The sequence below is a fragment of the Rhodococcus sp. A14 genome, from assembly GCF_011603105.1.
Classification (GTDB): domain Bacteria; phylum Actinomycetota; class Actinomycetes; order Mycobacteriales; family Mycobacteriaceae; genus Rhodococcus_F; species Rhodococcus_F opacus.
Genome location: NZ_JAAOQS010000072.1, coordinates 12,061 through 25,723 on the forward strand (window position 1 = coordinate 12,061; position 13,663 = coordinate 25,723).

13 protein-coding genes and 2 pseudogenes are annotated in these 13,663 nt (G+C 65.2%); 4 read left to right on the plus strand and 11 right to left on the minus strand.

The window, feature by feature from the left end:
- The first annotated feature begins 363 nt into the window (after positions 1–363).
- Positions 364–666 (plus strand): hypothetical protein, encoded by a 303-nt coding sequence (locus tag G9373_RS29980; RefSeq protein ID WP_005263763.1) that lies wholly within the window; start codon positions 364–366, stop codon positions 664–666.
- A 289-nt stretch (positions 667–955) separates the two neighbouring features.
- Here the strand turns inward: G9373_RS29980 and G9373_RS29985 are convergent, their stop codons facing one another.
- From G9373_RS29985 to G9373_RS48285, 4 genes and pseudogenes are all read right to left on the minus strand, one after another.
- Positions 956–1,417, minus strand: coding sequence for a CinA family protein (locus tag G9373_RS29985; RefSeq protein ID WP_037206929.1), 462 nt, complete (start codon positions 1,415–1,417; stop codon positions 956–958).
- Between the two features lie 629 nt (positions 1,418–2,046).
- Complete coding sequence (locus G9373_RS29990; RefSeq protein ID WP_005568123.1) at positions 2,047–2,373, minus strand: hypothetical protein; 327 nt, start codon at positions 2,371–2,373, stop codon at positions 2,047–2,049.
- Between the two features lie 113 nt (positions 2,374–2,486).
- Positions 2,487–2,933: an Hsp20/alpha crystallin family protein gene (locus G9373_RS29995; protein ID WP_005568125.1), complete on the minus strand. Its 447-nt coding sequence runs from the start codon at positions 2,931–2,933 to the stop codon at positions 2,487–2,489.
- A 519-nt stretch (positions 2,934–3,452) separates the two neighbouring features.
- Positions 3,453–3,779: pseudogene (locus G9373_RS48285) on the minus strand (GAF domain-containing protein); the annotation flags it as partial.
- Between the two features lie 621 nt (positions 3,780–4,400).
- Here G9373_RS48285 and G9373_RS30000 point away from each other — a divergent pair.
- The 3 genes from G9373_RS30000 (at position 4,401) to G9373_RS30010 (ending at position 6,607) form a co-directional block, all read left to right on the plus strand.
- A complete protein-coding gene (locus G9373_RS30000; protein ID WP_167118317.1) occupies positions 4,401–4,934 on the plus strand; it encodes an STAS domain-containing protein in 534 nt (177 codons plus the stop codon).
- Positions 4,935–4,971: 37 nt separating this feature from the next.
- The gene (locus G9373_RS30005; RefSeq protein ID WP_240960820.1) at positions 4,972–5,148 is read left to right on the plus strand and encodes a hypothetical protein; all 177 of its coding nucleotides are present in this window, start codon (positions 4,972–4,974) and stop codon (positions 5,146–5,148) included.
- A 451-nt stretch (positions 5,149–5,599) separates the two neighbouring features.
- Complete coding sequence (locus G9373_RS30010; RefSeq protein WP_167118320.1) at positions 5,600–6,607, plus strand: FUSC family protein; 1,008 nt, start codon at positions 5,600–5,602, stop codon at positions 6,605–6,607.
- 91 nt (positions 6,608–6,698) lie between these two features.
- Here G9373_RS30010 and G9373_RS30015 read toward each other — a convergent pair.
- From G9373_RS30015 to G9373_RS30045, 7 genes and pseudogenes are all read right to left on the minus strand, one after another.
- Positions 6,699–7,269: pseudogene (locus tag G9373_RS30015) on the minus strand (transposase); the annotation flags it as partial.
- A gap of 243 nt (positions 7,270–7,512) precedes the next feature.
- Positions 7,513–8,796: a substrate-binding protein gene (locus tag G9373_RS30020; RefSeq protein ID WP_346842866.1), complete on the minus strand. Its 1,284-nt coding sequence runs from the start codon at positions 8,794–8,796 to the stop codon at positions 7,513–7,515.
- A gap of 159 nt (positions 8,797–8,955) precedes the next feature.
- Positions 8,956–9,441 (minus strand): winged helix-turn-helix domain-containing protein, encoded by a 486-nt coding sequence (locus tag G9373_RS30025; protein ID WP_259465738.1) that lies wholly within the window; start codon positions 9,439–9,441, stop codon positions 8,956–8,958.
- Between the two features lie 21 nt (positions 9,442–9,462).
- Complete coding sequence (locus tag G9373_RS30030; protein WP_167118322.1) at positions 9,463–10,560, minus strand: phenylacetaldoxime dehydratase family protein; 1,098 nt, start codon at positions 10,558–10,560, stop codon at positions 9,463–9,465.
- 230 nt (positions 10,561–10,790) lie between these two features.
- Positions 10,791–11,579, minus strand: a complete 789-nt coding sequence (locus G9373_RS30035; RefSeq protein ID WP_133984089.1) for an ABC transporter ATP-binding protein — start codon at positions 11,577–11,579, stop codon at positions 10,791–10,793.
- Positions 11,576–12,610 (minus strand): iron chelate uptake ABC transporter family permease subunit, encoded by a 1,035-nt coding sequence (locus tag G9373_RS30040; protein WP_133984087.1) that lies wholly within the window; start codon positions 12,608–12,610, stop codon positions 11,576–11,578. The genes G9373_RS30035 and G9373_RS30040 overlap by 4 nt, the downstream gene beginning before the upstream one ends.
- 2 nt (positions 12,611–12,612) lie before the next feature.
- Positions 12,613–13,662, minus strand: a complete 1,050-nt coding sequence (locus G9373_RS30045) for an ABC transporter substrate-binding protein (protein WP_120661017.1) — start codon at positions 13,660–13,662, stop codon at positions 12,613–12,615.
- Position 13,663: the final 1 nt, after the last annotated feature.

The window sequence follows — 13,663 nt, forward strand, 5'->3', positions numbered from 1 at the left end:
CGATCACGGTTTGGCTGAGCAGGGCGCCGTCGGCGAAGGCCGCGGTGGTGGCTACCGCGGCGGTGTCGATGGTACCGTCCGCGCGCCCGGAAGGCGCTGGTCCGCGAGGAGGAATGATCCACTGAGGGGTCAGGGCCATTGGGCGACTCCACATCTCGTGCCCTCGATGGTTCTGGTCGGCGCTGGTGGTTGACGATTGGTTTTGATGAACGACTGGTTCTAAAACGCGGCGAATGCCCGTGCGAGTACGCCGTCACGGTGCCCGTGCGAGTACGCCGTCACGGTCGGCGGCGGGAATCACGGATCGGGGGAATCGCCGTGGTTCGCGCAGTAGACTGACGGTCCCCGACGAGGAGGGTCCGATTGCTGATCTTCGGCGAGCCGTACGAGGCGAGTAACGGCATGGTGATCATTACTGTGTCGCGGACAGGCTGGGGTCATCGGGCTGAGCGCCCGGTTGGCATCTACACAGTCGGTGCGGAGGGTGTTACCTGGACGCCTGCCGTCGATGCGAGCTGGCACGCGTTGATCGGGGTCTGCACGGGTTTCGCGGCGGCCGTAATCGGTACGATCGCGGTTTTGCGGCGTCCTCCATGGCCGGAGATGACCGAGCGGGTGATGACCGCGCTTGCGCAGGCGCGGATTGCTGAAAGCCGACATCGGTAGGACATCGATCCACTCGCCGCACTCCTCCGCGCTGATTGCGATGCAGGTGGGCTGGTGCCGCGCATTGGTGGTCGCGCGTCGGACGGGGGTAAGGATCTTCCGTCCCAACCAAGTCGAACGCTCCGGCCGGGGTCCACGGCGACGAATTCACTTATTCTGAATGCAGATTCGCCAGGTGCAAGGATGTCGGGTGCCTCGATGCGGCATCCCAGGCCCGCGCCTCGGCGGAGCTGGATCCGGTCTTACGCAGAGGGCATCCGGACCGAAACCACATGGGCGCCCGCATCTATCAGCGCAGTGCGTCCTCGAGCAGGAACAGGGCATGGGCGGTAGTCGCCTCCACCACGTCGCCGGGATCTCCATCGAAGTGCCGCAGCTCGGTGCGAGCGGAACCGTCGGCGAAGACCCCGAACCACACTGTCCCCGGTGGTTGTCCGTCCTGAGATTGGGGCCCGCCGGCACCGGTGACCGCCACCGCGAGATCCGCGCCGAGCAACTCGGCTACTGATGTCACCATCGCGCGGGCACTGGGTTCGCTGACTACCGGGCCGTCGGGAACCTGCAGCAATCCATGTTTCACCGAGCTGGCATAGGCCACGATGCTGCCTCGATACCACTCTGACGACGACGGCGCGGCACCGAGAACGGCGGAAATTCTCCCGCCAGTCAAGGATTCCGCTGTGGCAATGGTGAGTTGCCGATCGCGCGCAGCCACAGAGATCCGCTCCGCACGCTCGTCACACCTACTCATACGCCGCGCACCGCACCCCGGCCGATGCGGTGAGGTCCACAGACACTCGCCCTTGCCGCCGCGAGCACAATCACCAACAACATCACATTGATCATCTGGCCTCCATCTCGTGCTTCGAGTAGAACTTGTTGCCGACTCTTCCGGACCTGTAATTCCTGCGAGCGGTGCACCGCTCGCCTTCGACAGATGAACCGGCGCCGGTAATTCTCGGCGGCGCCGCCGGCTACGGGCTGAACCGGGGAGCCTGGTCGTCGTCGCTTCCGGACACGACGACCTGGGTACCGAAATACTCCACGAGGAGTGGGCGTAATCCCAGATCGCAATCGCCCCACACGCGAGTGCCAATTCGGGAGAACCACACCCGACGATGAGCGAGCGCGGGGGTGCGGACTGGGACTCCACGAGCTTGTGTCGACGACGACTCGTGGAGTCTCGGCTCGGCGCGACGTGCAGAAAGGAATTCGGGCCAGCGCGTTCACGGACTGGACTCGAGGTACCCCCTCAAAGCCGCGACAGCCACCGAGGGGTGCTACCAATCCGGTCAACACACCGCGCGTGCTTACTCTTACCCACCGACCAGGAGCGCAGGGCCTCACTGGGTGTCGACCTCCGGGGCGGGCATGTACAGGTCAGAGGTTGGGAAGAGCCGCGGCGAGGAAGACGAGGCCGGCGGCGATTCCGAAAGCCCCGGTGAGGATGCCGAGGAGGGCTTCCAGTCCCTTGGGCTCGTTCCCTTCGACGGCGGGGTGCCGGTAGGCGGCGATTCCGGCCGCGATGGCGCCGGCACCGAGCAGGATGCCGAACCTGAACATCCAGAACATCACGATCGACAGCGAGCCCAGCATGAACGAGAGGTCGGTGCAGTATTCACCGAGAAGACGGGGCGGCCTGGGCCAGGATGAGCGTGGCACGGATTTGTGGGGATCGTGTCGGAACCCGGTCGTGGTGGCCGTCATCTTTCAGGTCCTCAGAGTGTATGCAGTGGGGATCGGATATGTTGTCCTGCACCAGGTCCGGTCCAGCGGTGGCGGTGCACCGCTGAACCGAACCGGCGTGCGTGGTGCGCGGGTCAGGCTTCGATGGGGGTGCGGTCACCGCACGCAACGGGTGAGCCGCCGCGGGTGATCTCGATGCGCCGCGGCTTCGCTCGTTCGGTGACCGGCAGAATCACGCTGAGAACACCGTTGTCGTAACTGGCCGAAATACGGTCGACGTCGATGTTCTCTCCGAGCGACACCTGGCGCCGGTAGCGGCCGCTGAATCGCTCCGATGTCAACCACTGCACACCATCGTCTGGCTGGCTTCGATGGGCGGTCAGGGTCAATACCCCGGCATCGACATCGATGTCGATCGAGCCGGGGTCCATACCGGGCAGATCGGCGTGCAGGACGTAGTGGTCGTCGACTTTGTACAGATCCATCGGCATGAACCGCGGACGACGCGACGATCCGGTATGAGCGCCCAGCAACGACTGGGTCATCGAGTCGATGTCGGTGAAGGGATCGAAACGCAGCACAGCAACACACCTCCCATGATCAGTTAAGTGGTCCGCCACCTCGGCGAAGCCTCCATCACTGTGGGAAAGCAATTTAGCACTCGGTCGCTCCGAGTGCCAGAACTGATGGTGGTGTTTCGTTCTCCTCCTCTTAGTCGCACCCCCGCTACTCGGTGGTTACCAACGAGGAGGGGTCGTCGGCGGGGTGGCGGGACGGCCGTTTCGAAATGGGGGTCATGCTTCGGCGAGGGGAGGGGCGTCCCTCGGCCGCGGTGGGTTTATCGAGCCAAGCTCGCGGCCGCGTCGGTGCCGTCCGGCCTCGTCAAATTGGGGCCACGCGGTGCCCGGATCGAGGCCGGGTGCTTCGATCCGGCCTCGACAGTATCGACGGTGTAAACCGTGGGCTCTAGGTGTACTGACCCTTGATGGATCGGCGGCACGTTCCTCGCCGACCGGTATGTCGCGCGGTCGAACCTGGCCCTCTCGGGAGCGTGACCGATTCTTATCGTCGGTCGATCACCTGCTGAGCGATCGCACTCACGCGGCGTGGGTGGCGAGAACTTCGCCCGCGGCCTCCTCTTCGGAGCCGAACGCGTGCGCAGAGAAAGCAGATAGGTTGAGTGCACCATCTTTCCGTCGGCGGTATACAGCTGAAAGGACATCGAACTGAGAATCCCCACATCGACTGCGGCCGCCGCGAACTGCGGCCAACGCGGTTCCGAACGAAGATCGTCGCTTCGCACCACGAGATTGTTGAGCGCCGCCACCACGCACACGGTCCCTTTCCGAGTTGATGCTGTGCATGGTCAAATTTCTTTAATAGTGGGGAGGTGTGGGCGCGACGGTCTCGAACCTCTTGCCGGAGGCTGAGATCCCGGGCACCGGAATCGCTGGTCTTCGGCGGGGAGGGAAGCGTCCGGTGACGCGCGGGAGCCGGCCGGGCAACAACTACACCCTCCGGTGCCAGGCGAGACCTTCTCCTGGAGCAGATTTGGGCTGGAGTGAGGGCTCTCACCTGGTTCCTCACGCAGACGGTGCGCCCCACGCGAGTTGCCTACCGAAGGGGGTGTTGCGCCCCGGGTTCAGCCGAGACTCTCGGTGACCCGATCGGCTCTTCTGGCGGGGTTAGCGTGTGCGGCTTCGAGGGGGTGGGATCATCCCGTGAGTCCGACGGTGGGCGTGGCGGTGGGTTTGCTTCCTGGGAGATGCGCGTTACCGTGGAGCAGAGGTTGAGTTCACAGCCCGGCAGACAGTGTCCGTCACCGGCTACGATTCTCGGCCTTTTTCTTTTTGGGGTCTTTCGGGCCGGTCCCACCCCCCACCCCGGAGGAACCTCATGACCTATTTCCGTGCCGTTGTCGACTTTCCGGAACAGGTGCAGGCCTGGTTAGCGGACACCTGCCGATGGAACACCACCGCCGCCGGGGCCACCGAGTTCCGGATCGAGATCGACGAGCCCCCCCGGCGGCCCGGTCGCTCGGCGAATCGGTGCTGACCGGTCACAATGTTGTCGTCGACCTGCTACATGTTCCTTTTCTCGGGTGCCCCGGGTTCGCCGCATTGCACCACACCGTCACCGATCTGTCGGCGCAGCGGTGCCGCCTGACCGTTGCCGCATCCGCCGATGTGCGCTCGATTCTGGACCGGATCGGCATCGGTGCAGCGGTGCCCTGCTTCGGCACCGTCGCCAACGCAGTCCACGCCGCCCGCTCACCCAAGACCTCCGCCGGCAGCGAGGATCCGACCTTCACGATCCTCGACCGCTCGGGCCAGCGAACTGCTCTCGCGGAGTCCACGCCGTGGGTCCCGGTTGTCCCGGAGGGCAGAGCGTTGCCCGATGACAGCGCCGTGTCGATGCACTGTGTCTGCCGCCGGATGGTCATCGGCCCGGTGACTGTCGCCGGCGGTACCGCCGGCGGCGGGCAACCGACTTTGCGTCAGCCCAAGGGTCCGGACCCGTTGTGTGGCAACCGGTGCGCGGGACCACCAGGGCGGCGATGGCAGCGGAAGCGACGGAGTTGACAGCGCTGAGCCGGATGGTGGCCTTCGGATTGCGGTGGTGCGCCATAGCAGTGGCCCTGCCGGGGTCATCACGGCCGATTTCGGGATGGACAATGTGGCGTTTCTCCGGAAGCTGGTCGCATACCTCGAGATCGCTGCGCCGGCACCCCTGCGGCCGGATCTGGTCGATCGGACGTCGCTCGTCGCCCGTCGACGGCTCTGGCTGGGCACCTGACCAAGCAAGAGTAGACCGATTGGGATTTTATGTTGGTTGTGTTGTGCGCCGAGCATTGTGTCCAGTCTCCGGCGCAAGGACTCGCCGCGGACCAGACCCACCGACCGTCATCGCGGAGATGTGGCGCATCGTGGGGTCCTGCCGGGAGGTCGAGTCGTCGTTCCTCTCCCCGGAGAGGGCGCGTGGCCGGGACCGGGCGCGGCACGAAACGCACGCCCAACGAGTCTTCCAGGCCACCCGTAATCACAAGTGGCACGTCTGCCGCGCAGGACCGAACCGAAATGAGTGACACCGAGCCGATGACTTCTGAACCTGCTGAGTGTTCGACATGAGATGGTTTCTTTCCGCGCAGACCGATATTCAGACGAAGCGACCAAGTGCGGGCGGCTGGGCTAGGTGGTTGCGCAGTGTCCTGCAGCCGCCGGGCTTGGTGTCGGCCGTCAAGTGCACTGTGGCAGTGCTTATCGCGTGGTGGGTGGCCGATCGAGTGCTGCAGAGTCCCGAGGCCTTCCTCGCGCCCTACGCCGCCCTGTTCATCATCGGCACCACGGTCCGCAGCTCGGTCACCGCTGCCGCACGTCAGGTCACGGTCGTAGTGCTCGGTGTGCTTGTGGCCGCGCTGGCGGCACGAACCTTGCCCGAACTCGCCGCCATCGCAGGTGCGGTCGCAGTCGGTACGATCCTCGGCCGCAGCCGGTGGTTGGCACCGGACGGAATGTGGGTGGCGATCACCGCGCTGCTGGTGTTGCTGTACGGCACGGCAACAAATCCCACCCTGGTGTTTCATCGTGTCCTCGATGTCACAGTGGGTGTGCTGGTCGGTGTGGCGGTCAACGCTCTAGTCCTGCCTCCCGACAGGCTCTCCACGGCGCGTGATCTGATTCTGCAACGTGCCGAGGAACTCTCCGCCCTGCTCGCCGATCTTGCCCACGGACTACGGTCCGGGCGCCACGATAGTGATCGAGGGCGGCAACGGCTGTGGGATCTGCACAAGTCGACCGGCGCCGGCGCTGCTCTGAGCGAGGGTCGGGAAAGCTTGCGAGGCAACATGCGCAGCGTCGGCTGGGCCAGAGTCGGCGGATGTCGGGTGTACCAGCCGATAGCTACGATTCTCGACGACACATTGCTGCAGGTGTCAGTGCTGGAGATCGCAGTCGAGGCACTCACCGCCTCGGACGATCGGTTGGAAGATCCCGATCAGCTTCGGTGCGAAGCAGCGGGGCTGATCGAAGCGTTTTCCGCCGCATTCGACAAACTCACGTGGGACCCTGCCCACCATCGAGAGCCCTATCTTCACGTCGTGCATACCGCTCTGCCTGATGCCCGCTCGCGCCTCGAGTCCTTCAGGGAGACAGTCCAACGGCATCAACCCTCATCCGGTGCGTTGCAGGCCATCTCGTTGGCGGCGGATGGATTGTGGGCCGCACTGACCGTGCTGGACAATTTCGACGAGCGCTGAGAGCGTCATGAGTATCCAGGTGCAGATCTGTCACTTCAACCGCAGCGGCGGATCAGCGGATGGGAGTCGCTGACGGTCGTCTCACCGAAGCCGCCTCGTAGTCCGAGTCGAATGCCGCTTGAAGTGCCGGTTGGTCGAAATTTTGTCCGCGCAGCCGTACGTCGTGAGCAGCGGTCCGCGCCGCTCCACCGGAATAGACGAGGCTCTGCCGCAGCAGTAGCTTCGACAACCGATGCCGGCACCGCATCAAGTCCCCCCCGGGCGTCCTCACGGGTACGGACGAGATCGCGGGCCGCTTCTTGTTCCACCGAGGGCACGCTCACTTCGACGATCTCACCCAACTGCAGGAGTCGAGCCAGATGCAGGGCGTCACGGGCATCGGTCTCGATCCGGTCCCCGGCAGGGCGTTGCAGCTTCGACGGGGCCACCACCACGCACTCCACAGCGGCCGCGGTCAGTGCCCGACACAGCCCGAACCCTGTCGGGCCGGCCTCGTACACCACCTTCACCGGGCTCGGGAGCGTTCGTAGCCAGGCAAGGACCTCGCCGTAGTCGGGACTCAGCCGCCTTCTGAACACTTCGCCAGTATCTTCGTCGATCCCGCATGCCACGACCGACAATGCGTGCACATCCAAGCCGACACTCGTACGCTGAACTCTCACCGCGGGCCTCCTGGCCTGCAAATGTGGCTCTACCAGCAGTGATCTTTCACCTGGCAACCCACGAGGCTTTGCAGAACGAGGCCCTCGGCCCCACAACGCAGGCACTCATACCAACTTGTTGAATTGCTGCAGGGAATCGCGGTCTGCAGTCATGATCTCCTAGGCACCGACCGGGATCGCTCGCTTCGTACCTCTCTCTGTCGTCGACGGCCGAGGGAGAATAGTGCGGGTATAAATACGCCTTTAGCCGGCGCGTGGGTGCAGGCGTCCGCCGCGGGACTCCGCCAGCAGGATCGGCCGGTGCATGGTTCTAGGGGAGGCCGTATCGAATTCGGTGTGCGCGAGGAGCTGTCGGCGTATCGAGGCCCGGTCGTCGGGGGAGGCGATCGTTGCGGCGCGAGCGTACGCCAGGATCGCATTGTAGGTCGTTTCCGACAGTGAACTCAGGGGCGGCAGGATCCCTTTTGCACTTGCGCGATAACGCGTCTCGAGGTCGGTGTTGTCCCCGAACCCTTGGAAGTAGCCGAACGCGGCCCATACCCCGTCGGCATCGGAGTTGCCGATGAGTTGTTGGGTGGCCTCATCGAGTACGAGTGCGAATGTGCGAGTGGTGGAACGCAATCCGTGCTGGGAGCATTGCCGTTCGAAGAACACCTCGTCGTGTCCGACAAGTGAGGACAGGATCAACTCGGCACCCGAGCGCCCGATAGTGTCGACGACTCGAGTAAAGTCCGTGGTCCCCAGAATATGGTAGGTCTCGCCGAGGACCGAGCCACCGGCTTCGGCGACCACTCGCCGTGCGGCCCAATGCGCCCCGTATGACCACGAATAGCGCTGTCCCACGAAAAACCAGTTACGGCAACCTGTCTCGGCCATCAAGACAGGCACCCCCGCGCGGACCTGCGCGAGCGGTCGTTCCCCGAGTCGGACGACACCGGGGCTCGGCCGGCCGCCTTCGTTGAGGACCGTGTGGACCAGCATCACGCCCGTACCGTGCAATGCAGATGCGGCAGCGTTGAACGTCGCGGAGGTCACGCACGCGAACACCACGCGGCAACCGCTGCGCATCAACCGCATCGCAGCAGCGGCACCGGTGGCCGAATCGGATGCGTCGTCACCCACGACCAGGTCCACAAGGACCCCACCGATACCGCCGTCGGCGTTGACTTCCTCGATCGCAAGGGTTGCCAGCGACTCGGTTGCCTGGGCGAAGACCGCCGCCGAGCCCGACTTGCTCACGAGCAGTCCGATCCGGTGCCGATCAGCACGCGGCGGTTCCGGTGGTACATACCCGCGCTTGTGCGCGAGCCAAGTCAAGCCATCTTGATCCAGACTCGACTCGACAACGATCCGGGATCCGACTCCGTCAGGAATAAACCGAACCGCGAGTCGCCCGCGCCATGGCTGATGGTGGACAATCAGAACCGAACGATCGCGCTTGACACCGGCGACATGGCCTAACAAGGTGATCGGCGATCCCGCAAGGCCCATCTGTGCTCCGTCGCCGACCGGCAACGAGATCGACATCGCCGCCCCGACCACGAGGTGATCACATTCGAGCTCGAGCAGCTGTCCCGCCTCGAACCTTTCAAAAGCCCTCGCAGGCGGTTCGGGGACGGCGATCTGGGCGGTCACAGAGAAACCGGCCACGTGCTTTCCCACCTGAGATAGAGGTCGCAGGTCGGCTCATGCCCGGCGACGTACGGAGCCGCCGTCCGGATCGACCGCCGGCGACATCGGAGAGTCACTGGTCTTCGCTCCCAGGGCGCGTTCGAGCAGACCACGAAGGAACTGCAGAGCATCGTTGGCCGGCCCCATCGGGTCGATCGAATACAGGCGATGCCGTCCCTGGCGCCGCTCGAGCACGACACCGGATAAGCGCAGCGCTCTCAAATGCGTAGACACCGTGGTGCGTCCCACTGTCGAAATCTGGTCGCTGATGAAGCCGGCGCTGCACTCCCCATGCGAGGCGAGCGTGTCCAAGATCTGACGCCGAACCTGATCGGCCAGCACTGCAAACGCCAACTCTTCGTTTCGCTGAGTAGTCACTGCCCTCTGGACCACGCTTCCCTGCAACCCAAAAGCTAATATGTCAACAGAGGTCAACATATCGTACGTGTTCCGGAAAGCAAAGCCTTGCCGCGGTGTCGACCGTTTACCGCCGATCGACACCGCATCCAGCGTTCCAGCGACTCAGGAGGATGAACGACCGGAGGCGCGTCCAGCGGTCTTAGCCCTTTCAACTGGTTGGGCGTCGCGCAGCATGCCGGTCTGGGGGTGGCAGTTGATGTACTCGTACAGCTGGTCGTGGGCGTCGAACACCGAGACCTCGTGATAGAGCCGCAGTTTTGACAGGCCGGCGGCGACGCGGAAGAAGGTGGTGAAGATGCGCAGGTGGGTGGGATGGGATTCTGCCCAGCGCTCGAGTTTGTCGAGCGAACTCCAGTGGCCGATGTTGTAGCTCAGATCGAGGAAGTTCCCGTCCAGGTCGATGTTGCGCACGAACCTATTGCTGTAGCAGCCTAACGAGTCGCCGTTGTCGCGAAGAAAATCCATGCCCTGCTGCAAAGTTGGGAGAATTTCGTCGAGATACAGGGAACGTTCCTCGGATTCGGCATCCTTCCAATCCTGTCCGGAGCGAATCAGGGCGATGTTGTCGTGGCCCTTGACCACCACGCGGCCACCTGCGGCAGGATCGCCGCTGATCACCCGCAGTTCGCCCGAGGGCTGCATCCAGTCGGTCTGGGAAATCGGGAAACGTTCACGCATTGAACCCCAGTACCCATGTTCGTTGATCTCGCCGCTGGTCCCGTCCATGACGGCACCGACACCGGGGAGGCGGTCCTGGAAGGCGTACAGCGTTTCGAACTGCTCGGCCCGCGGGGCCACGATCTCACGGAAATAGCCAAGGCCCTCGGACAGCCGTTCGTCCGATTGCCACCAGTCGGCCACGGCCGGTCTTTGGAGCCAACGGTTATGGGAAGCAATGTCTTTCCAGTATCCCACGATCATCAGATTCTCGTAGCCCTGATTGTCCGCATGATGGGTCAGGTCGTAGTGCAGTGGGCCGTCGTCCAGATCGAAGCTGGCCACGATCTCGCGCATGGCCGCGAGTGCGGCCGGGCGCTGTTCGTCGTCGCGGAACTGCACGCCAAAGTAGGCCATGACTACCTGCTGCAAGCTCTCGTCAGCACGTCCTACCCACATGGGAAATGGAGGTTGGTAGTCGTCGGGCACACGCCGGGTCAACGTCCGTGGGCATGTGAGGTGGCTGCTGATTGCAGATTCCATGAGGACTCCTGATTCATCGAGTTGGGGCTTGCCGAAAACGTTCGGCAACTCGGATAGATCAGAAGCTACCGTCCTGTACGCGTGTGCATTTGACTGCGCGCGACAGATGGTTCGACGATAAGCGACAGTCAACGAGGGAGCCCGTGGGCCCGGCCGCGAGCGCGCCGAGGGAGCGAGACCCGAACTACTCAGGTGTTCAGCGTCCCGTTCGTAGGGAACGGGAAACGGCGTCAGCGGAGCGAGAGGTGCCGCGAAGACCGCGGCCGGTACGTGACGGTGGGGTAGCCGGTGACGGAATCGACGGCGACCCCCGCCCGCACCCGGTACACCTGCTCGACGAGGGCCTCGGTGATCACGTCGGCGGGACGGCCCGCGGCGACGATGCGGCCGCCGTCCAGCACCACCACGCGATCGCAGAACATCGCGGCCAGATTGAGATCGTGCAGGGCGATGTAGCTGGTGAGGGGCAATTCGGCGACCAGGGACAGGATGTCGAGCTGATGCTGGATGTCCAGGTGGTTGGTCGGTTCGTCCAGCAGCAGTTCGTCCGGCTCCTGCGCGAGGGCCCGCGCGATCTGGGTGCGCTGCCGTTCACCACCGGACAGTGTGTGCCACAGGCGGTGCGATCTCGACGTCATGCCGGTGTGCGCGAGGGCGCGCTCGACGGCCGCGGCGTCCGCCGACTCGTCGCCGCCGAACACTCTGCGGTGGGGGATGCGGCCGAGCCGGACCACGTCGAGGACGGTGATGTCGACCTCGGTGTCGGAATGCTGGTCGACCATCGCCACCCGGCGGGCGATCTGCCGTCGCCGGAGGTTCCTGATGTCGGTGTCGTCGAGGAGGACCCTGCCGGTGTGGGGCTCGCCGATCCCGCTGAGCAGTCGAAGCAGCGAGGACTTGCCCGACCCGTTGGGGCCGAGAAGTCCGATGGTCTCGCCGGCTGCGGGGTCGACGGACACCCCGTCGAGCACGAGGTGTCCGCCGCGGCTCCAGCCGAGGTTCGCGGCGCGCAGGGTCATGGGCTCGTCCTCATGCGGAAGAGAATGACGGCGAAGGCCGGGACGCCGATGAGGGCGGTGACGACGCCGACCGGAACTTCCTGGGGCGCGAACACCGTGCGGGCGATCGCGTCCACCCACACCATGAAGATCGCGCCGACGACGGCGGTGGTGGGCAGCAGTCGGCTGTGCCGGGGGCCGACGAGGAACCGTGCGGCGTGCGGCAGGACCAGCCCCACGAACCCGATCGCGCCTGCCGCGCTGACGAGCGCCGCGGTGACGAGCGCCGTCACGGTGAGCAGCAGCAGGCGGATCCACCGCACGGACACTCCGAGTGAGGCGGCCGCGGTGTTCCCGAACGTGAAGGCATCCAGCGCCGAGGACGTGAGGAGACAGACGCCGATGCCGATCGCGGTGACGGCCCCGCAGAGCGCCACGTCCGCCCAGTCGACCCCGGACAGCGAACCGAGCAGCCAGAACAGCACCCCGCGGGTCTGTTCGGCGTCGGCGGACGAGATCACGATGAACGACGTCAACGCGGAGAAGAGTTGCGTGCCCGCCACTCCCGCGAGCACCACCCGCGACGTGCCGCCGCCTGCACCGGTCGCCAGCAGCATCACCAGGGCAAACGAGATCACCGCCCCCGCGAAGGCACCCGCCGACAACGACACCGCCCCGGCGCCGAGACCGAGGACGACGACGAGCACCGCCCCGGTGGACGCGCCCGACGAGATGCCGAGCACGAACGGGTCGGCGAGAGGATTGCGCAGCAGCGACTGCATGATCGCTCCGCACAACGCCAGCCCCGCGCCGCACACCGCCGCGAGGAGGGTCCGCGGCAGGCGCAACTCCCACACGATGCCGTCCTTGATCCTGCTCACCCCCGAACTGCCCAGACCGAAGTGCTCGAGGACCACCGCGTACACGTCGCCCACCGACAGGCTCGCCGGGCCGAGGGTGATGACGACCGCGATCGACGCCGCGAGCACCAGAACACCGCCGAGGAGGAGCGCGACGAGCAGCGGCCTGGAGTCGAACCGTGTTGCCGCCAAAGTCAGTTCGCCAGTCCCCACTGTTTCAGTGCGGCCGCCGTCTTCTCCACACCGTCGACGGTGCGGATCGACGGATTCATGTCGGCACCGTTCACGACGATGTACCGCTTGTCCCGGACTGCGGTGAGCCGCTGTGTCACCGGGTTCGACTCGAGGAACGCGATCTTGCTGTCGAGAGCGTCGCCGTCGATGCTCCGGCGGCTGAGGTCGGCCAGGACGAGGGCGGTGGGGTCACGGTCGAGCACGCTCTCCCAACTCACCTGCGGCCACTCGTTTGTGGTGTCGGAGAACATGTTCTGCGCTCCCACCGAGTTGGTGATGATGCCCGAGGATCCGCAGCAGCCCGCCATGTACGGGGTCTCGGTGTCGGCGAACCAGTACGCCAGCGACACCCCGGAGGCCTCGACCTCACGCGAGGCGGCGTCGAACCGCTGCCGCAATTCCGCGACGAACTGCTCACCGCGGTCGCGGACGTCGAAGATGGCGGCGAGTTCGCGGATCTCCTCGTAGACCGTGTCGATGCGCAGCGGCTCGGTCCGCGCCCCGTCGGCGTTGACGCTCTCGTCCGCCTTGCCTTCGCAATCGGTCGGCGACAGGTAGCTGGGGACACCCAGTCGGTCGAACTGGTCGCGATCGGCCACACCGCCCGGCCCGAGGGTGCCGCCGAACGACGCCGTCACGAAATCGGGTTCGGTATCGAGTACCACCTCGAACGACGGCTTGTTGTCGGCGAGCCGCGGAACCTTCGCGTTGTCGGCGGCCAGGTTGTCGCGGACGGGGTCGGTCCAGGTGGCGGTTCCCACCAGGCGGTCCGCCAGACCGAGGGACAGCAGGATCTCGGTGGAGCCCTGATTGAGCGACACCGCCCGCCGGGGCTGGGCGTCCACGGTGACCGTGTGCCCGCAGTTCTCCACGGTCATCGGGTAGCCGGGGGAATTCGAGGCGGCGGTCTCCTCGGTGGCGGGGGAGTCGCCGGCCGACGAGCAACCGGAGACGAGCAGCACGGACGCCGCGGAGAGAACGGCAGCAGTCTGCCGGAACGAGATGCGCATG